The organism is Coleofasciculus sp. (assembly GCF_046539235.1).
Taxonomy (GTDB): domain Bacteria; phylum Cyanobacteriota; class Cyanobacteriia; order Cyanobacteriales; family Coleofasciculaceae; genus Coleofasciculus.
Genome location: NZ_JBKHHI010000074.1, coordinates 1 through 21,202, shown reverse-complemented (window position 1 = coordinate 21,202; position 21,202 = coordinate 1). Strand labels below are relative to the sequence as shown.

Below are 21,202 nucleotides of genomic sequence, written 5' to 3'. Positions count from 1 at the left end.
ACTCATCTTAGGAAAACTTAACAAACTCGCGATCGCGTCTGACCGAAGCTAACTATTATTACAGGGCGCCTACTTTGCAAACCCTAGTTTTTCCCTAGGGGAATCTCCAATTTTTACCTGTCACAAGGTATAGTAAATATTATTATATTGAGAATGACGCTAATCTGTAACTGATGACAAATAATTTGTCACTGTACAGCCGCAATCCTTTGTTCTTCTCAAATGCGGACGAAAGGACTTGAACCTTCACACCTTACGGTACTAGAACCTAAATCTAGCGCGTCTGCCAATTCCGCCACGTCCGCGACTCACTCGATAGCTATGATAGCAAAAACTTGACGATTTGGTTAGCTGAGTTCGACGTAACGCTGAAAGCATTATTTTCCCGTTGCTATCGCCTGAAAGCCTCCAGGTGTGCGTCAAGCCTCTGCTTATATCAAATTCAGGTTGAATACCCCTCCAGAACACTGTAGAGACGTAGCATGCTACGTCTCTACAATCTTGAAAGAACCAGGGTTTTACCGGATTAGGATTCTAATCCTCATCCCCATCGCCTACGGGTTATCCTCCCCAGGTTGCGGTAAAGGTAAGGTAATCGTCACTGTACTTCCTGCTTCTGCTTGGGATTCTACCGCGATCGCACCCCCTTGTACATCGACACAATGCTTAACCAGCATCAGCCCTAAACTACTCCCCGTCATCGTATCACCATGACTCTGGGCGTCAAAAGCGTTAAATAAGATGTTTTGCTCAGATTCGGGCATATTACTGCCAAAATCGGGGATACGAAACACCACCTTCTCGTCTTGACACAACAATTCCAACTTGATCGGACTATCCTCTGGTGCATATCGCCATGCACTAATTAGTAAATTTGTCAACATTCGACGCAATAATCCTTCATCGCCAATGCCATAACAAGATTCTGTACCAACAAAACTAATCTGAGGGTTCGACGGTGTACGTTCCTGTAACTGGGCGATTAATCCCTGACACAACTGAGTTAAATCCAGTTCCGTGAGATTTAAACGCAGTTGCTTGGCTTCAATCTTTTTAATCAATAGCAGATCATTCAGGAGTTGATTAATCCGGTGAGCATTCCCTTGGATACGCTGGATGTAGTAAAGATGATTATTCTCCGTGTCGAAATCGGGGTTATTTTCCAGGTATTTAGCATGGGAAAAAATCTTGTTCAGGGGATCACGGAGTTCTTTAGTAACCACGGAGGCAAATCGGTCAACCTGGGATTTGAGCGCCCGATATTCGGCTTCTTTTGCCATCGCTTCGCTAGCGGCTACCATCGCCTGCTTTTGCTCACTCAAATCTTTAAACGTAATCACAACAGCGCCGCCGTTCCCTTCGAGATGATCCAAACGGGTTATGGTATATTCATAATCCTTCACCCCTTGAATCGTGGTTAATGTAATTTCGTCGGTTCTAGACTCTCCCGTGGTTAAGACATTTTCCCGTTGAGCATCCAACTGTTTCATCTGTTCGGCGGACAACTCCAGATCATGCCAGGTTTTGCCGATACAATCCTTTTGGTGAAGTCCCCACGCCTGGGCTGCGGGTTGATTCACATAGACATATTTGCCCGTGCGATCGCACACGAGAAAAAAGTCACTAGAATTTGAAAGAATCGCATTCAGGAGTTGTCCCAGTTGTTCGACTGAAGTATCCGGCGCTGGGGGAGAGGGGGTGGCTGGAGGCTTCTTCTCTGGCTGACTAGCTTGTTGTTTAACCGCTTGTTGCTGCTGAATCGCTTGTTGGCGACGAATTGCCTCTTGTTGCTCCGCTTTTAGACGTTTTTGCTCACTAATATCCTCCAGGATACAAATTGCCGAAATGGGTTCGTCTGGAGTCTCCTGCACCAACGCCACGGTAAGCCTTCCCCATTCGATGGTGCTATCGGGATGATGGAGAGGCTTCTCCAATTGGTAGGAATGACGTTCACCCGCGATTAATTGGCGAAACATTGCCGATTCCATCCCCGGCTTATCTAAATTCATCCATCTAATCAACGTGGGTGCTAATTCCTCAGCCGGACAACCGAGCATTGCCTGAAGTTTGGGGTTATATTCGATCAAGTTCCCCTGATGATCTAGAAGTCCTAGACCAATAACCGTCCGCTTCACAATGGAGTCTAACCGGGAATGAAGGTAGGATTGCATGGAATCTTTATAGCGTGCGATCGTCAAATCTTGTAACCGCCAGCGCAATCCAATTACTTGACCCGATGATGGATTTTGCACAGGCGCGACGGTTAGGGAGGCGAGGAATGATGTATCACCACGGGGTTGAATCTGAACGGGCCAATTATTGATCGACTCCCCCCGTTGTAACTGACTCAACTTGTAATAAAAATCGCGTCGTTCTTGAGTCGCGACAAAAACGGCGAAGGATTTGCCCACCAGACGTTCTGGAGAAAAGTTCAGTGAATGGGCGGCGGCTTGATTTGCCTCAACAATGATCGCGTCGGGATTGGTAACCAAGTAGCCATCGGGAGCAAACTCAAACAATTCCCGATACCGCTGGCGTTCCGCTTCTAGGGCAATCTGACTTTGGGCTAATTTATCATTTTGTTGGCGTAGTTCTCCGGCGGCAAATTGTAGTTCTTGCAGGGAATGGGACAGTTCAGTCAAACTTTCCAGTAGTAAATGTTGCTGCTGGTTTTGGATCTCCTCCTTGTGTGGAGACTCCGGTGCGGGCAATTTGAGTGATTCGTGTGCCTGTTGCCAAAGCGTTTCTACACGTCTGAGGGATAGGGTAATCTGTTGATCAAAGGTTTCTGCGGTCATCTTTTATACACAATAGCTGCACCCTTTTTACCTCCATATTTTCTACTATCGTTCCGGAGTTTGTGTTAAGCATTTAGAGAAAGCTGGGGAAGCTGGGGGAGATAGGGAAGATGAGGGAGATGGGGGAGATGGGGGAGATGGGGAAGTGATGTAGAGACGTCTCATGGCGCGTCTGGGAACTGGCGACAATCATGACGTGACATCCTCCCCCACCAAATCGAAGATTACGCTGTTTCTCGTAATTCTTAGACCGCTTTAGATAAGACGTAGCTTGCTTCTCGCTCCCTTGAGTATGACCAATGACATAAAACTATTCATTCGCCTTAACCACCAATACCGAACAAGGGGCGTCAGCCACCACCTGACTACTCACCGAACCTTGCAAAATTCGCTTTACGCCTGTCAGTCCACGAGTGCCAATCACAATTAAATCCGCGTGGTAAATATGGGCAAGGCGAATGATTTCGGCGGCGGGGTCACCGTTAACAATTTGAATTTCACTAGAACAAGGGAGTTTGGATTGATACAGGTGCAGTTGCTGTTCGGTTTCTTGGTAAAGGAACTCCTCCGAAGGATGTGGACGATCTACAGGGATGTCCATGTCAGGGTCTTGAGGAGGCATGACATGGCACAAGATAATTTTGGCGGCTGATGTTATTTGTAGGTTATCCAGGGTTTCAATTAAGCGATAGGGTGGCTTGGAGCTGTCGAGAGCTACCAGAATCGTCTTTAGCACCAAAATTTCTCCTCATTCATGAGCGATTGTGAGCGATCGGCTCCCAGCAATAGGAATTTTCCCTCTTGAGCAGAGGTTTTGTCTACTGGTTTGACAAAAGTCATTTGTCCTTGGTCATTTGTCATTTGTCCTTTGTTAGAGAACAGGGAATGGGGAATTAAATAGTACTCTTAAGGTCAGTTATTGGGGAAGAGGTCATTGAGAATATTCTTCCCCAGCTTCCCCAGCTCCCCCAGCTCCCCCAGCTTCCCCAGCTTCCCCAACTCCCCCTACTCTGTCTCAATCCGAATGTCGATCGCCAAAGGTGCGTAAGCGCACGGAATCCGCATGAGAGGGTAATCCTTCGGCTTGTGCCAACACCTGAATCGCTCCTGCCATTTTATTCAGGGCGGTTGAGGAATATTGAATTAGACTCGAGTGCTTCATGAATGTCTCTACACCTAACGCCGAAGCGTAGCGGGCAGCACCAGAGGTGGGTAAGGTGTGATTGGGTCCGGCGATATAGTCACCAACTGCTTCTGGGGTGGATGTTCCCAGGAAGATGGCACCCGCATGGCGGATTTGGTTGAGTAAGTCCCAAGGTTCGGTAATTTCTAATTCTAAGTGTTCGGGAGCAAATTCATTAGAGAGTTCGGCAGCGATGTCCAGGGAATCGACGACGACAATCAAGCCATAATGCGCGATCGCTTTTTCGGTGAGTTCGCGTCGGGGATGATCCTGAAGTTGGTGTTTGACTTCGGCTTGGACGTTTTTTGCCAATGTCGAGTCTGTCGTCACCAGAATCGCCGCCGCTAGCGGGTCATGTTCTGCCTGCGCCAATAAATCGGCGGCGACATAGACGGGGTTGGCTTTACTATCGGCAATAATTAGTACCTCTGAAGGACCGGCAAGGGAATCAATGCCCACAGTTCCATAGATGAGTTTCTTTGCCAGGGTGACGTAGATATTCCCTGGACCAGTAATTACATCCACTTTGGCAATGGTTTCGGTTCCATAAGCTAAAGCCGCGATCGCTTGGGCACCGCCGACGCGGTAAATGTTGCTCACACCCGCTTCTTGGGCAGCGACGAGGACGGCTGGATTAATCTTTTGTTCCAATCCCGGTGGTGTGACCATAACGACTTGAGGCACTTTTGCTACTTTTGCCGGAATCGCATTCATTAACACCGTACTCGGGTAAGCGGCTCGACCGCCAGGAATATAGAGTCCGGCTCGATCCACTGGCGTATAGCGTTTGCCCAGAACCACCTCATCATCGCCAAACTGCACCCAAGATTTGGGGACACGTTGTCGGTGAAAGGCTTCAATCTGCCGTGCTGCCAACTGAATCGCATCCAGGAGTTCCTTGGATACTTGCTGGTAGGCAGCATCCAGTTCTGAGCCACTGACACGCAGTTGGTCAGGGGTTAAACGTTGATGATCGAATTCTTCGGTATAGTGCAAGAGGGCTTTATCCCCTTGGCGTTTTACCGTCTGCAAGACTTCTCGCACCGTCGCCTCTTTGTGCATGATTCCATCGTGGGAGGTGCGATCGCAGATCCGCCGCAGTTCATTTTTTGCCTCAGCCTGCTGAGTGATTATTCGCAGCATGGAGTCGGAGTGCCTATCATGAGGTATTATCCGTGGGAGACTAGGATAGGAAAAGAGAGTTCCCTGACCGGGAATCCGTTCTTGCCTAGACTCTCTTCTCTAGCTTACCTGGATTTTTCTGGACTCGCGACACTTTTGACATAGATGTTATAGTAGTTGTTCTGGTATTTTGTAAATTAGAATCTCAAACCTTAGTTTTCCGGAAGATTTCTGTGGCTAATAGTAAGTCTGCTCTTAAACGTATCAAAATCGCTGAACGAAACCGAGTCCGCAATAAAACCTATAAATCAGCGGTCAGAACCCTGATGAAAAAATATTTTGAGGCTGTCGAGGATTACGCCCGCCAGCCAAGTCCTGAATCGTTGCAGGATGTCAAAAATCGCATGTCTGCTGCTTACAGTAAGATAGACAAAGCGGTGAAGCGGGGCGTCCTGCACAGTAACAATGGTTCTCGGAAGAAGTCCCGTCTGGTCAAGCAGCTCAAGAAGGTACAGGCTCAAATGAATCCCCCATCGGCTGAAACATCGACGGCGGAAACAACAGAGGCATCCTAGTACAAGAAGGATCCAAGTCCGAAGGCTCCAGGGCAAAAGCCGATAAGGAACATAAGGTATGCTGCTTTTAGGGAGCTGGTTAACTGGTGAGTTATTTCCGCCACGCTGCACTAGGGTTTAATCCCTAGACGGGTGCAAGATGTGAGTGACACCCGATTTTAAGCGTGTTAACTGCCAAATAAGCTCTAAGCTAGGAAAAATATTGGCTCCTTGGGTTGGTTTTGGGTAAGAATTGAGCAGAAGAGGACACAGACCATGTCAATGCAGTTGATAGACACCCATGTTCATATCAACTTCGATGTCTTCGAGTCTGATCTAGAAGCGGTACGCGATCGCTGGCGGGATGTCGGCGTCGTGCGGCTCGTTCATTCCTGTGTTGAACCTTCAGAGTTTTCCGGGATTCAAACCTTGGCTGACCAATTCCCGGAAATGTCTTTTGCCGTCGGCTTACATCCCCTAGATGCCCACAAATGGACGCCCCAAATGGCGACTCAAATTCGCGCCTTAGCTGATTCCGATGCCAGAGTTGTGGCAATTGGGGAAATGGGACTAGATTTCTACAAAGCCGAAAACCAAGACCAGCAAAAGCAGGTATTCGCAGCACAACTGGCGATCGCTTACGAGCTTAACTTACCTGTGATTATTCACTGTCGCGACGCCGCCGCCGATCTTCGTGATCAGGTGAAGCAGTTTGGTCAAGAGGTAGGACCGATTCGGGGTGTAATGCATTGTTGGGGGGGAACGCCTGAGGAGACTCAGTGGTTTTTGGATCTAGGCTTTTATATTAGCTTCAGTGGTATTGTCACCTTTAAAAATGCCACAGCCATCAAAGAATCAGCCACCCTAGTGCCAAGTGATCGCCTGCTGATTGAAACAGATTGTCCGTTCCTCGCCCCCGTACCCAAACGGGGGAAGCGCAATGAACCCGCTAACCTGTACCATGTTGCCGATTGTGTTGCTAAACTGCGGCAGATTCCCCTGGAAACCTTGGCACAAGAAACAACTCAGAATGCCTGTCGGCTGTTTAATCTGAGCGTAGATGATGCCTAGAACCCCAATTCGCGATCGCCAGCCATAAAGATGATTATGCCTGATCAGTTTAGGGTTGGGGCAAAAAATGAGGGTTTGGGTGTCAATTATCAATTATTCCGTTTTCAACTAGGTCAGTCTATGACTTGCCCAGCTTCCAGACGTAGCCGGCTACGTCTGGAACATGGCTCCCCCTCAAGCCAAAAAAGGAGTGGTAAACAGGTAAATTCCGTTGGGCTTGCGCCATAATTGATTAAGAAGAGTTACTATGTATAAAATTTTCTCAAGTTTTATCCCGCCATCACTGCCTAACCCCGAAACAATCCTTAATCGATGCCCAACAGCCCAAGAGGAGAAGACCACGAGGAGAAGATGCCGCCGATTCTATCTGATTGTAGATCAACCCCTGTATGATCATTATCATTAAAACGCTCCCGCCGATTATTAAGACAGTCGTTATTATCCTCAGACTCTCTTATTGCTTCTTTGAGGTAAAAAGAGGTAAAAATACTCGGCTTGGCAGCGCTAGATGCTGACTGGTCTCTACCCCGATGGATATAGCCAATCATACTATCGTATTGCTCAGGATTGCTGACTAGAGGAGCAAATTCTGCCTCTACCTTGGCTCGTTGCCCATTCTGACGCTGATTCACCCTCTCCAGAAGGAAAAGCATGACGACTCAAACTTATACAACTCCCACCTATCTATTACCCGACTTAGTTGAAATTCAGCGAGCCAGTTTTCGCTGGTTTCTTGAAGAAGGGTTAATTGAAGAACTTGACAGCTTCTCACCGATTAGTGACTACACGGGTAAGCTAGAACTCCACTTTATTGGCAAAGACTATAAGCTCAAGCGTCCTAAATACGATGTGGATGAAGCTAAGCGGCGAGACAGCACTTATGCAGTGCAAATGTATGTACCCACTCGCCTGATCAATAAAGAGACCGGTGAGATTAAGGAGCAAGAAGTCTTTATTGGCGATCTGCCCCTGATGACCGATCGCGGTACGTTTATTATTAATGGTGCCGAGCGGGTGATTGTCAATCAAATTGTCCGCAGTCCCGGCGTATACTATAAGTCGGAAATCGACAAAAATGGACGCCGTACCTACTCCGCGTCTTTAATCCCCAACCGAGGCGCTTGGTTAAAATTTGAAACCGACAAAAATGATTTAGTCTGGGTTCGGATCGACAAAACCCGGAAACTGTCTGCCCAAGTTCTCTTAAAAGCCCTGGGACTCTCGGACAACGAAATTATCGATGCCCTGCGTCACCCCGATTATTATCAAAAGACCTTAGACAAAGAAGGCAATCCCAGTGAAGAAGAAGCCCTGATGGAGCTATATCGCAAGCTCCGTCCAGGTGAACCGCCGACAGTAAGCGGAGGTCAGCAGTTATTAGAATCACGCTTTTTCGACGCCAAACGTTACGATCTCGGTCGTGTCGGTCGCTACAAAATTAACCGCAAATTGCGCTTAAATGTTGCCGATACAATCCGGGTGCTGACGCCCCAAGATATTATGAGCGCGATCGATTACCTGATCAACCTGGAATTTGATATTGGCAGCACCGACGATATCGACCATTTGGGGAACCGCCGGGTTCGCTCCGTGGGTGAACTCCTGCAAAACCAGGTTAGGGTGGGATTGAATCGCTTAGAGCGAATCATTCGGGAACGAATGACCGTTTCTGATTCCGATACCCTAACCCCCGCCTCCTTGGTCAACCCCAAACCCCTAGTCGCCGCCATTAAAGAATTCTTTGGCTCATCTCAGCTATCCCAGTTCATGGATCAGACCAATCCCCTAGCTGAGTTAACCCACAAACGCCGTTTATCTGCCTTAGGACCCGGTGGCTTAACCCGGGAACGGGCAGGGTTTGCGGTGCGGGATATTCACCCCTCTCACTATGGACGAATTTGCCCCATCGAAACGCCAGAAGGACCCAACGCCGGTCTAATTGGTTCCTTGGCAACCCATGCACGAGTCAACGCTTATGGCTTTATTGAAACCCCCTCCTACCCCGTAGAAAACGGGCGGGTGATCAAAGACAAAGCACCGCTTTACATGACAGCTGATGAAGAGGACGACTTGCGCGTTGCTCCTGGTGACATCCCCATGGATGAAAATGGCTATATCTTGGGCGAATCGGTTCCCGTGCGCTATCGCCAAGAATTTACCACCACTACCCCTGATCAGGTAGACTTTGTGGCGGTATCCCCGGTACAAATTATCTCCGTAGCCACCTCATTAATTCCCTTCCTGGAACATGATGACGCCAACCGCGCCCTGATGGGTTCAAACATGCAACGGCAAGCCGTCCCCTTGTTGCGTCCAGAACGTCCCTTGGTGGGTACAGGGTTGGAAGCCCAAGCTGCACGAGATTCCGGCATGGTGGTTGTCGCCCGGAAAGCTGGCGAAGTCGTTTATGTGGATGCCACCAAAATTCGCGTCCAAACCGCTCCCAGCACCCCCGCCTTACCGGGAGACAGTGCAGAGACAGCCCAAACCAGCGAACCAGAAATCATTGAATACGAAATCCAGAAATATCAGCGGTCTAACCAAGACACCTGCTTAAATCAGCGTCCGTTAGTTTTTTACGGAGATGACGTGGAAGCGGGTCAAATCCTAGCTGACGGTTCAGCCACTGAAGGGGGAGAACTGGCATTAGGACAGAACATTCTAGTGGCATATATGCCTTGGGAAGGCTACAACTATGAAGACGCCATCCTGATTAGTGAACGACTGGTGTTGGATGATGTGTACACCAGTATTCACATTGAAAAATACGAAATTGAAGCCCGACAAACCAAACTCGGACCCGAAGAAATCACCCGTGAAATTCCTAACGTGGGGGAAGATGCGCTGCGCCAACTTGACGAACAAGGAATTATCCGCATAGGGGCGTGGGTAGAAGCCGGAGATATTCTCGTCGGTAAAGTGACACCCAAAGGCGAATCCGACCAACCCCCCGAAGAAAAGCTACTCCGGGCAATTTTCGGAGAAAAAGCCCGGGATGTGCGAGACAACTCCTTGCGCGTTCCCAATGGCGAAAAAGGTCGGGTTGTGGATGTCCGCATCTTTACCCGTGAACAAGGTGATGAACTCCCCCCTGGTGCCAACATGGTAGTGCGCGTCTATGTGGCACAGAAGCGCAAGATTCAGGTGGGTGATAAAATGGCAGGTCGTCACGGCAATAAGGGGATTATTTCCCGGATTCTACCGATGGAAGATATGCCCTACCTCCCGGATGGCACTCCCCTGGACATTATTCTCAATCCCTTGGGCGTTCCCAGTCGGATGAATGTCGGTCAAGTCTTTGAATGTTTACTGGGATGGGCGGGTGAAAACTTAGACCTGCGATTTAAGATGATTCCCTTTGATGAAATGTATGGGGAAGAAGCATCCCGGCTGACGGTTCACGGCAAACTTCAGCAAGCGCGGGAAGAAACTCAGCAAGATTGGGTATTTGATCCAGACAATCCGGGCAAAATCCAGGTATTTGATGGTCGCACGGGCGAAGCCTTTGATCGTCCGGTGACAATCGGTATCGCCTACATGTTAAAACTGGTTCACTTGGTCGATGATAAGATTCATGCTCGTTCCACCGGACCTTATTCCCTGGTTACTCAGCAACCGTTGGGTGGTAAGGCGCAGCAGGGCGGTCAGCGATTTGGTGAAATGGAAGTTTGGGCATTGGAGGCTTTTGGAGCGGCTTATACCCTGCAAGAGTTACTCACCGTGAAATCAGATGATATGCAAGGTCGTAACGAAGCCCTCAACGCCATTGTCAAAGGCAAGGCAATTCCCCGACCCGGTACGCCGGAATCCTTTAAGGTGTTGATGCGAGAACTTCAATCCTTGGGACTCGATATTGCCGTGCACAAAGTAGAAACCGCTGAAGATGGCTCTAGCCGTGATTTAGAAGTAGATTTGATGGCAGATGGCGATCGCCGTCGTACCCCCAGCCGACCAACTTATGAATCCCTCCGCAGTGATGAATTTCAAGAAGAAGAGACATAGAGACATAAGGTCTCTCTCGTTGAATAATGTAGAGACGTTGCAAACGTCTCTACATCCAGTCGAGGCGGGTTGAGTTACATCTGGGTGAACAAAACACGATAGTCGTCAAACCCGCCCCTTCCCATTCAAAATTCAAGACGCGCCATGGCACGTCTGAAACCCTAAAAACCCTGGAAGATGAAACAGCAACAAGAACAGCGCTTTGACTACGTAAAAATTGGAATTGCCTCTCCGGAGCGAATCCGTATATGGGGAGAACGTACCCTACCGAATGGTCAAGTTGTAGGGGAAGTGACGAAACCAGAAACGATTAACTATCGCACGCTCAAACCCGAAATGGACGGGTTGTTCTGTGAGCGGATTTTTGGTCCAGCGAAAGACTGGGAATGTCACTGCGGCAAATACAAACGAGTTCGTCATCGCGGCATTGTTTGTGAACGCTGCGGCGTGGAAGTCACGGAGTCACGGGTACGACGACATCGCATGGGATTCATTAAACTGGCGGCGCCTGTGGCGCATGTCTGGTATCTCAAAGGAATTCCCAGTTACCTGAGTATTCTCTTGGATATGCCCTTGCGGGATGTCGAGCAGATTGTTTATTTCAATGCTTATGTTGTTCTGAGTCCAGGGAATGCTGAAAATCTCAGCTATAAACAGCTATTGACTGAAGACCAATGGCTGGAAATTGAGGAGCAACTTTATAGCGAAGATTCCGAACTAAATGGCGTAGAAGTGGGCATTGGTGCAGAAGCAGTACAACGACTCTTGCAAGATGTCAACTTAGACAGCGAAGCCGAAAAACTGCGCGAGGACATCAGCAACGCCAAAGGTCAAAAGCGGGCAAAGCTGATTAAGCGACTGCGGGTGATTGATAACTTTATCGCCACCGGGTCACAAGCAGAGTGGATGGTGCTGACGGTTATTCCCGTCATCCCGCCGGATCTGCGTCCCATGGTTCAGCTCGATGGTGGACGCTTTGCTACTTCAGACTTGAATGACTTGTATCGCCGGGTGATCAACCGCAATAATCGCTTGGCACGCCTCCAGGAAATCCTCGCCCCAGAAATTATTGTCCGCAACGAAAAGCGGATGCTGCAAGAAGCGGTCGATGCGCTGATTGATAATGGACGCCGAGGACGCACGGTGGTGGGTGCGAATAATCGGGCATTAAAGTCATTGTCCGACATTATTGAAGGTAAACAGGGTCGATTCCGCCAAAACCTCTTGGGGAAACGGGTCGATTACTCCGGACGTTCGGTAATCGTTGTTGGTCCGAATCTGAAAATTCACCAGTGCGGTTTACCCCGCGAGATGGCGATTGAACTGTTTCAACCCTTTGTGATCCATCGCCTGATTAGTCAGGGGTTGGTCAATAACATTAAAGCCGCCAAAAAACTGATTCAGCGCGGTGACCCCAGCGTTTGGGACGTGTTAGAAGAAGTGATTGCTGGTCATCCGGTTTTGCTCAACCGAGCGCCAACGCTGCACCGCTTAGGGATTCAATCCTTTGAACCGATTTTGGTTGAAGGTCGGGCGATTCAACTGCATCCCTTAGTCTGTCCTGCCTTTAACGCGGACTTTGACGGTGACCAAATGGCGGTTCACGTTCCTTTGTCGTTGGAGTCTCAAGCCGAAGCCCGATTGTTAATGTTGGCGTCCAATAATATTCTCTCTCCAGCAACAGGACGTCCGATTGTCGCACCGAGTCAGGACATGGTGTTGGGTTGCTATTACCTCACCGCCGAAAATCCCCACGCCACAAAAGGCGCGGATCGCTATTTTGCCTCTCTAGATGATGCAATCCGAGCCTTTGAACAACAGCAAGTCGAGTTACATGCTTATGTGTGGGTGCGCTTTGATGGCACGATGCAGAGTGGCAAGTCGGATGATGATCAGGTAATTTCCACAGAAACATCCTCCGATGGAATGGTGACGAAAATCTACAAAGACCGCCGGGTTCGGGAAACGGCTGATGGTGAACTGATTTCTCAGTACATTCGGACAACGCCGGGTCGGATTATTTACAACAAAGCCATTCAAGATGCTCTGATGATTGCCTGAAACCAAAACTCAGCACGAATCATCAAGGACGAATCACCAAGGACGAATGACAAATGACGAATGACAAAGGACAAAAAGAAACGATTTTCTACAATCGAATCGTTGATAAAGGTCAGCTCAAAAAACTGATTTCCTGGGCGTTTACTAAGTATGGCAGCGCCCGGACTGCTCAGATGGCTGACCAACTTAAAGATTTAGGATTCCGCTATGCCACAAAAGCGGGGGTTTCGATTAGTGTCGATGACCTACTTGTGCCGCCGAAAAAGCGTGAGATGCTAGAAGCGGCAGAAGCCCAGATTCGCGCCACGGAAGCCCGTTACAGTCGGGGGGAAATCACCGAAGTTGAACGATTCCAGAAAGTAATTGATACCTGGAATAGTACGTCGGAAGCCCTGAAAGATGAAGTGGTGGTGAATTTCAAGGCGACTGATCCCTTGAATTCGGTCTATATGATGGCGTTTTCTGGGGCAAGAGGAAACCTGTCTCAGGTGCGCCAATTGGTCGGGATGCGGGGTCTAATGGCTGATCCGCAAGGGGAAATTATTGACCTGCCGATCAAGACCAATTTCCGGGAAGGGTTAACTGTTACTGAATATATTATTTCCAGTTACGGGGCACGCAAAGGATTGGTGGATACCGCCCTGAGAACGGCTGACTCAGGGTATCTGACTCGACGCCTGGTGGATGTGTCTCAGGATGTGATTGTCCGGGAAGTGGACTGTGGGACAACCCGAGGCATCCAGCTAACTGCGATGAAAGATGGCGATCGCGTGCTGATTCCCCTGCAAGATCGCCTCTTGGGACGTGTCCTAGCCGCTGATGTGCTGCATCCGAAAACCAAAGAGGTGATCGCCAAACGTAACCAAGCCATCTGCGACGATTTAGCCGACATCATCGGCAAAGCGGAGGTGGAAGAGTTGATGGTTCGCTCTCCCCTAACCTGTGAAGCCTCGCGATCAGTTTGTCAGCATTGCTACGGCTGGAGTTTGGCACATGGGCATATGGTGGACTTAGGAGAAGCTGTTGGTATTATTGCGGCTCAGTCCATTGGTGAACCAGGAACTCAGCTAACCATGCGGACATTCCACACCGGGGGAGTATTTACCGGTGAAGTCGCCCGCCAAGTTACGGCGGCGTTTGATGGTGTTGTCCGCTTTTCGAGCCGTCTGCGAACCCGAGGTGTGCGTACCCGCCATGGGGAAGAGCGGGAACAGGTGGAAGTCGCAGGTGAACTGATTCTGGAACCCACCAATAAAGGGAAAGCCAAGACGGTTCCGGTTACGCCCGGTTCCATCCTCCTGGTTGGCGATGGGCAAGAGGTAAAAGCAGAACAGCTTTTAGCCGAAGTGGCGTTGGGCAAATCTCGCCTGTCTACGGAAAAAGCTGCCAAAGACGTCGCCTCGGATTTGGCTGGAGAAGTTCTGTTTGCCGACTTGATTCCCGAAGAAAAAACCGATCGCCAAGGGAATACGACCCGCATTGCCCAGCGGGGTGGCTTGTTGTGGGTGTTATCAGGAGAGGTGTATAACCTGCCCCCTGGTGCTGAACCCGTGGTCAGAAACGGGGATGCCGTGGAACCCGGTTCCGTGTTAGCAGAAACCAAGTTAGTTAGCCAAAACGGTGGTGTAGTGCGCCTGACCCCAGGTAAGCGGGAAATTGACATCATCACCGCGTCAGTACGCCTAGACCAAGCCGTGGTGCGGATGGAAAGTAGTGGGGGTCGTGAACAGTATGTGATTCACACCGCCAATAACCAGCGCTTCTTGCTCAAGGCAACCCCAGGCACAAAAGTGTTAAATAATCAAGTGGTGGCGGAGTTAATTGACGATCGCTATCGCACCCAAACTGGGGGAATTATTAAGTATGGCGGTGTAGAAGTCGCCAAGCGCGGTAAAGCCAAGCAAGGCTACGAAATCACCAAAGGCGGCACCCTGCTGTGGATTCCCGAAGAATGCCACGAGGTTAATAAAGATATCTCGTTGCTGCTGGTGGAAGACGGTCAATATGTGGAAGCCGGGACAGAAGTGGTGAAAGATATCTTCTGCCAATCGGGAGGGATTGTCGAAGTTGTGCAGAAGAATGACATTCTGCGGGAAATTGTGATTAAGCCCGGAGACTTGCATTTGGTGGATGAAGTCCCCGACGCCTTTGCCTCTGAAGGTCAGCTAGTACATCCAGGTACAGAACCCGTTCGAGGGTTAAGCGTGGCAGAACTGCGGTATGGGGAAGTCGCCGAGACGCCAGAGGGAATGGCATTACTGCTCAGACCTGTGGTAGAGTTTAACATTCCTGATCAACCCGATGTCCCCTCTCAAGCCTCCATCGACAGTGCCAACGGTGCTTCAGCCGAGGGCGGTGAGTCGGATGGCGAGAGTGCGATCGGGATTGAGCTACGGACGATTCAGCGGCTACCCTATAAAGACGGAGAGCGGATCAAGTCCGTTGAAGGACTAGAGTTGCTGCGAACTCAACTGGTTTTGGACATGACTCAGGAGTCCGACGGGGATCATTCCGCCTCTCAGCTTTCGGCGGATATTGAATTAGTCACAACCGAAGAGTCGGATGATCCAGAGGAGATGCGGTTGCAGTTGGTGATCCTGGAATCGTTGGTGATCCGCCGCGATACCTCGGCTGATCCTTTAGGGGGAAGTACCCAAACTCGGCTGTTGGTTAACGATGGGGATAAAATTGCGCCCAAAGACGTCGTCGCCCGCACCGAAATTCAGTGTAAAGAATCCGGTGAAGTCCGAGGGATTCGCGAAGGGGTGGAAGCCATTCGCCGGGTACTGGTGGTTCGGGATGGGGATCGGATTACCGTTCCCATTAGTGGCACACCTCAGGTGAAGGTGGGAGATTTAGTCGTGGAGACTGATTTCCTCGCCGCCAATGTGCAAGCTTCCGAATCCGGACAAGTTGTCCAAGTTAACGAAGACTCAGTAACGTTGCGACTCGCACGTCCTTATCGCGTGTCCGCCGGTGCGGTGCTGCAAATTGATAATGGAGACTTGGTGCAACGGGGTGACAACCTAGTGCTGCTGGTGTTTGAGCGGGCAAAGACGGGTGATATTATTCAAGGGCTACCCCGGATTGAAGAACTCCTAGAAGCCCGTAGACCCAAAGAAGCCTGTGTATTAGCCCGACGTCCCGGTGAGACGCAGGTGGTTTATGAGGAAGATGAAACCGTTGATATCAAAGTGATTGAACCGGAAGGGGTGATTACAGATTATCCGGTGAGTCCGGGACAAAACGCGATGGTTTCCGATGCTCAGTTTGTTAAGGTAGGTCAACCGTTAACTGATGGACCGGCAAATCCCCACGAGATTCTGGAGATTTTCTTTAATTTCACTGTGGAAGAAAAGGGAATCTATGAAGGTGCTTTAGCGGGACTGCAAGCCGCACAAGCATTTCTGGTTAATGAAGTCCAGTCGGTGTACCAATCCCAGGGAATTGATATCTCGGACAAGCATATCGAAGTGATTGTCCGTCAGATGACCTCGAAAGTTCGGGTCGATGATGGGGGTGATACCACAATGCTACCGGGAGAATTGGTGGAGTTGCGGCAAATTGAGACCGTGAATGAAGCCATGGCAATTACTGGGGGCGCACCGGCTCAATATACGCCAGTATTATTGGGGATTACCAAAGCCTCACTGAATACGGATAGCTTCATCTCCGCCGCTAGCTTCCAGGAAACTACTCGTGTCCTCACTGAAGCTGCTATTGAAGGGAAATCCGATTGGTTACGGGGTTTGAAGGAGAACGTGATTATTGGTCGCCTGATTCCCGCCGGAACCGGGTATAACGCTTATGAAGACCCCACCAGTGGTGTCGATGCTGATTCCGCCAATGGCGGCGCTGAGTATGATTTTGGCGATCTGAATGAGAGTAGTGAATTCGACCAAGATGATTCCTTAGAAGTGCTAGACGATCGCACGGCTCGCGCTTACAGTATGGAAGAAGAGGATATCAGCGATTTTGAGCCGCTGATGGATGAGGACGAGGACCCAGACGAGTTGGCTGAGGAATATCTGGAGGATGAGGAGGATGATGATGTTTAGTCTGTGTCCTCTGTAATGCAGATGAATCAAGCCTAACCGGGTGGTAGAGACGTTGCATGCAACGTCTCTACCTAGCCCTACAATTAGGGGTGTAAGCATTGAATTGGATTCGTGACTATCTTGGCAAACATTCCTCTGCGTCGCTGGTGTCTGAGTCTACTCACCTGTATCGTCGCGATCGCACTATCCGCCTGTAACCCTGCATTCCTTACCTCAGAAGCAGCCCAGGGATCTCAACTTGTCACCAGTATTCTCAGTGACCCCAAAACCTTTAACTACGCCCTCTCTCAGGAGTCGCCGAATATTTTTGGTTACACTTACGAAGGATTGGTAACTGAAAATGGTGTCACCGGAGAAATTGAACCCGCCCTTGGTGAATCCTGGGACATCTCCGATAACCAACAGCGGATTGTTTTTACCCTGCGAGAGGGATTAAAGTGGTCTGATGGAGAACCTTTAACCGTTGATGATGTCGTCTTTACCTACAATGATATCTACCTCAACGAAGACATTCCCACCGATATTCGCGACATTCTTAGAATTGGCGAAACACGCGGCTTTCCCAGGGTGCGGAAACTCGATCAAAGACGAGTTGAATTTACCACACCCGAACCCTTTGCGCCCTTTCTCCGCACCACAGGACTGGCAATTTTACCCGCCCACGCCCTCCAGGATACTGTAACTGAGAAAGACCAAGAAGGAAGACCCAAGTTTATGACCACTTGGGGTGTGGATACTGACCCGGATAAAATTGTGGTCAATGGACCCTATCAACTTGATCGCTACAATACCAATCAACGCTTAATCTTTCGCCGCAATCCCCATTACTGGCGTCAAGGATCTCAAGGTCAACCTCAACCTTATATTAATCGCCTCTTCTGGGAAATTGTTGAATCCACCGATACTGCCTTTTTGCAATTTCGTTCTGGTGGGTTAGATGCGATTAGCGTCTCACCGGATTTCTATTCCTTACTTAAACGAGAAGAGGAACGCAGTAACTTTAACATTTATGTTGGTGGTCCAACCCTAAGTTCCAGTTTTATTTCCTTCAACCTTAACAAAGGGAGTCGGGATGGCGAACCTTTGATTGAACCGATGAAATCTCGTTGGTTCAATACCTTGGAATTTAGACAGGCGGTGGCTTATGCGATTGACCGAAGAACGATGATTGATAACTCGTTTCGGGGATTGGGTGAACCGCAGTATTCCAATCTTCCGGTACAAAGTCCTTATTATTTGTCTCCCGAAGAGGGACTACCAATTTACGAGTATAATCTGGAAAAAGCCAAAGAATTATTGTTAAACGCGGGCTTCCAGTATAACGATGAAGGACAACTCCTCGACGATCAAGGGAATCGAGTGCGTTTCACCTTAATTACCAATGCGGGAAATAAACTACGCGAAGCCATGGGATCGCAAATTAAACGAGATTTGGCGAAAATTGGTATGCAAGTGGATTTTAACCCGATTGCTTTTAGTACTTTGGTGGAAAAACTCAGTAATAGCTTGGATTGGGAATGTCATCTCCTTGGTTTTTCCGGTGGCGGATTAGAACCCAATAATAGTGCAAATGTCTGGTCTACTGAAGGCGGATTGCACAGTTTCAATCAAAAACCAACTGTTGGTCAACCAGAGATTCAGGGTTGGGAAGTTGCACCTTGGGAGAAAGAGATTAATGATCTCTATGTTAAAGGGTCTCAAGAGTTAGATGAAGAAAAGCGTAAAGCTATTTATGGTGAAGCCCAACGCCTGATTAAAGAACAATTACCTTTTATTTATTTGGTGAATCCCCTATCGATGACGGCTGTGCGCGATCGCGTGGAGGGGATTGAGTATTCGGCTTTAGGGGGTGCGTTCTGGAATATTTACGAGTTGAGGATTTCTGAAGATTAAAAATCTGATAATTATGTTTTTTTAACGCAGAGGGGCGCAGAGGTTTACGCAGAGGGCGCAGAGAGGGTTAAGGGATGGGGAGGACAAGTTTAGAGAATGCGGAAAGGAGAGAAGAGGAGAGAAGAGGATATGATTGATCGAATTCGCCGTTGGTTTTTACTGTTTCTCCTTTCTATTACTCCCCAACTTGAAAGACCTGTTGAGCCGTTAAATTAAAATCGGGGAAAGTCGGCGATTGAATGAGTTCTTCTCCCCTAAACTGAGTCACCTGATATTCACCGTCAATAAGTTGGTAAACATTAAATGTTGGTCGTTTCGGGTTACCGATGTAGCGCCTACCCCCTAGTCCTAGATAATCAACAATCCAATACTCAAAGATACCCATCGCCTCATACTCCTCTAGCTTTAGGGCATAATCATCATGCCAGTTCGTGCTGACTACCTCAACAACCAGACGTACTGAGGAACCCATCGTAATCACAGACTCTTTTTCCCAGCGGGGTTCGTTCTTGACAGCCATCTTATCTAAAATAATCACATCTGGCTCATACCCCGACTCATCCAAAACGGATTTGAGTACACATTCTCTCGGAATAAAATAGGGAAGTTGGGCATTACGGCAGATAACACCAAGTTCGATATTGAGAAACCCAGCAATTTCTGAATGTTTACCCTTTGGTTTTGGCATTTCAGTAATTATCCCATTGTGAAGTTCATAGCGGTGTTCTCTTGGCTCTGGATACCAGGCAATAAATTCATCAAATGTTATCTGTTGAGGTAGGGCTTGAATCATAGCGTTAGCTTCTTTTTGTGACTTACGAATGATTACTTTTCCAGCTATCGGTCTAAGCCGGGGCATTTTGGTTAGGAACGGGAACAGGGAACAGGGAACAGGGAATAGGGAACAAATTTGTCCTGACTTGGGTTGGTAGCCCTTTTCCCAGGGAACAATTAAAATTATGCTGACTCAGGATTAAGCAACCAAGAGGGATGGACTAACAATTCCGCCGCCGATCGCTTCTCAACCATCTCACGGGTAATGGCGCAAAGGGTAATATCTTGGCGCGAGGGAATCTCATACATTACTTCTAACATCACCTCCTCTAAAATTCCCCGCAGCGCCCTAGCCCCGGTTTTGCGACGAAAGGCTTCTTGCGCGATCGCACGTAGGGCTTCTGGGTGAAACTCCAAGCGCACGTTATCCATTTTCAACAGTTTTTGGTACTGTTTTACTAAGGCATTGCGGGGTTGGGTTAAGATTGCTACTAAAGAGTCTTCATCTAGGGGTTCCACGGCGGTAATCACAGGTAACCGCCCAATTATTTCCGGAATCACCCCAAATTTGATTAAGTCGTCCGGTTCTAAGTGTTTTGACAATTCCGAGGAAGACAATTGGGGCGATCGCGTCTCACTCGGTTGAATGAAGCCCATCGAACTTTTCCCTAAGCGTTGCTGGATAATTTGCTCTAACCCGACAAAAGCCCCGCCACAGATAAACAGGATATTACTCGTATCCAGTGGAATGAACTCTTGATAAGGATGCTTGCGCCCTCCTTGTGGCGGTACATTGACCACAGTTCCTTCTAAAATCTTCAGCAAGGCTTGCTGAACGCCTTCACCGGAAACATCCCGCGTCATCGAGGACTTTTCACTCTTGCGAGTAATTTTATCAATTTCATCAATATAAACAATACCTTGTTCGGCAGATCCTATATCGAAGTCCGCCATCTGTAACAGTCGCAGCAGGATATTCTCAACATCATCTCCGACATAACCCGCTTCTGTTAGTGTTGTCGCATCCGCGATCGCAAAGGGAACCTGTAACAAATTGGCGAGAGTTTGAGCTAAAAGGGTTTTACCGCAACCCGTTGGACCGATTAATAGGATGTTAGACTTTTGCAGGGTGATGCTGTCATCTAGTCCACTAGCGTCATAATCATCCTGAGCCAGGTTAAGGCGTTTGTAATGATTATAAACCGCAACGGAGAGGACTTTTTTGGCTTGGTCTTGACCAATAACATACTTGTCTAGCGTTTGTTTAATTTCAACAGGCTTGAGTAAGTGATATTGGGTGCGACGGGGAGAATAGTCAGGTTGTTGGTAAGGAGATTCAGCCGTTAAGGGGGGATAATTCGGGCTTTCTGAGTGAGAAATCAGCAGTTCTTCCTCTAAAATTTGGTTGCACAGTTCCACACATTCATCACAGATGTAGACGCTAGGACCAGCAATCAATTTACTAACCTGTTCTGAGGATTTACCACAAAAAGAACATCTTAAATAGGAATCGTATTTGGACATATTGAAATTCGCGCTGTTGGGTTCAGTGACAGCAATCTGGCTTAACAGGAGAGTTCGGCTATCCAAACCGCTCTATTTCAATTGTAGTTTCGAGCGATCGCAAAAGGGGAGCTTCAGGTGAGAAGGTGAGGGGGAGCTGGGGGAGCTGGGGGAGCTGGGGGA

General features: G+C 48.8%; 12 protein-coding genes and 1 tRNA gene. 6 read left to right on the top strand and 7 right to left on the bottom strand.

What is annotated here, in order from left to right:
- Positions 1-223 precede the first annotated feature (223 nt).
- The 4 genes from ACLFWI_RS09200 to hisD all read right to left on the bottom strand — a co-directional run bounded on the left by ACLFWI_RS09200 (position 224) and on the right by hisD (position 5,124).
- A tRNA-Leu gene (locus tag ACLFWI_RS09200) sits at positions 224-305 on the bottom strand.
- 249 nt (positions 306-554) lie between these two features.
- Entirely contained in the window at positions 555-2,798 is a 2,244-nt protein-coding gene (locus tag ACLFWI_RS09195; RefSeq protein ID WP_446412690.1) for a PAS domain-containing sensor histidine kinase, read from the bottom strand.
- 310 nt (positions 2,799-3,108) lie between these two features.
- On the bottom strand, positions 3,109-3,534 hold the full coding sequence (locus tag ACLFWI_RS09190; RefSeq protein ID WP_446407351.1) for a universal stress protein: 426 nt from the start codon (positions 3,532-3,534) through the stop codon (positions 3,109-3,111).
- Positions 3,535-3,813: 279 nt separating this feature from the next.
- On the bottom strand, positions 3,814-5,124 hold the full coding sequence (hisD, locus tag ACLFWI_RS09185; RefSeq protein WP_446412689.1) for a histidinol dehydrogenase: 1,311 nt from the start codon (positions 5,122-5,124) through the stop codon (positions 3,814-3,816).
- A 212-nt stretch (positions 5,125-5,336) separates the two neighbouring features.
- Here hisD and rpsT point away from each other — a divergent pair, with 212 nt between their 5' ends.
- Positions 5,337-5,678: a 30S ribosomal protein S20 gene (gene rpsT / locus ACLFWI_RS09180; protein WP_446412688.1), complete on the top strand. Its 342-nt coding sequence runs from the start codon at positions 5,337-5,339 to the stop codon at positions 5,676-5,678.
- 261 nt (positions 5,679-5,939) lie between these two features.
- Positions 5,940-6,728, top strand: a complete 789-nt coding sequence (locus tag ACLFWI_RS09175) for a TatD family hydrolase (RefSeq protein WP_446412693.1) — start codon at positions 5,940-5,942, stop codon at positions 6,726-6,728.
- 305 nt (positions 6,729-7,033) lie between these two features.
- Here ACLFWI_RS09175 and ACLFWI_RS09170 read toward each other — a convergent pair whose 3' ends face one another.
- On the bottom strand, positions 7,034-7,381 hold the full coding sequence (locus ACLFWI_RS09170) for a hypothetical protein (RefSeq protein ID WP_446412687.1): 348 nt from the start codon (positions 7,379-7,381) through the stop codon (positions 7,034-7,036).
- Between ACLFWI_RS09170 and rpoB the strand changes: the two genes are divergently transcribed.
- From rpoB to ACLFWI_RS09150, 4 genes are all read left to right on the top strand, one after another.
- The gene (rpoB, locus tag ACLFWI_RS09165) at positions 7,380-10,730 is read left to right on the top strand and encodes a DNA-directed RNA polymerase subunit beta (protein ID WP_446412686.1); all 3,351 of its coding nucleotides are present in this window, start codon (positions 7,380-7,382) and stop codon (positions 10,728-10,730) included. The genes ACLFWI_RS09170 and rpoB overlap by 2 nt on opposite strands.
- Positions 10,731-10,907: 177 nt before the next feature.
- On the top strand, positions 10,908-12,791 hold the full coding sequence (locus tag ACLFWI_RS09160) for a DNA-directed RNA polymerase subunit gamma (RefSeq protein WP_446412685.1): 1,884 nt from the start codon (positions 10,908-10,910) through the stop codon (positions 12,789-12,791).
- 53 nt (positions 12,792-12,844) lie between these two features.
- Positions 12,845-16,849, top strand: coding sequence for a DNA-directed RNA polymerase subunit beta' (locus ACLFWI_RS09155; RefSeq protein WP_446412684.1), 4,005 nt, complete (start codon positions 12,845-12,847; stop codon positions 16,847-16,849).
- A gap of 129 nt (positions 16,850-16,978) precedes the next feature.
- Positions 16,979-18,742: an ABC transporter substrate-binding protein gene (locus ACLFWI_RS09150; protein ID WP_446412692.1), complete on the top strand. Its 1,764-nt coding sequence runs from the start codon at positions 16,979-16,981 to the stop codon at positions 18,740-18,742.
- A gap of 175 nt (positions 18,743-18,917) precedes the next feature.
- Here ACLFWI_RS09150 and ACLFWI_RS09145 read toward each other — a convergent pair whose 3' ends face one another.
- Both ACLFWI_RS09145 and clpX read right to left on the bottom strand, forming a co-directional pair.
- Positions 18,918-19,535, bottom strand: a complete 618-nt coding sequence (locus tag ACLFWI_RS09145; protein WP_446412683.1) for a Uma2 family endonuclease — start codon at positions 19,533-19,535, stop codon at positions 18,918-18,920.
- Positions 19,536-19,699: 164 nt separating this feature from the next.
- Positions 19,700-21,040, bottom strand: coding sequence for an ATP-dependent protease ATP-binding subunit ClpX (gene clpX, locus ACLFWI_RS09140; protein WP_446412691.1), 1,341 nt, complete (start codon positions 21,038-21,040; stop codon positions 19,700-19,702).
- Positions 21,041-21,202: the final 162 nt, after the last annotated feature.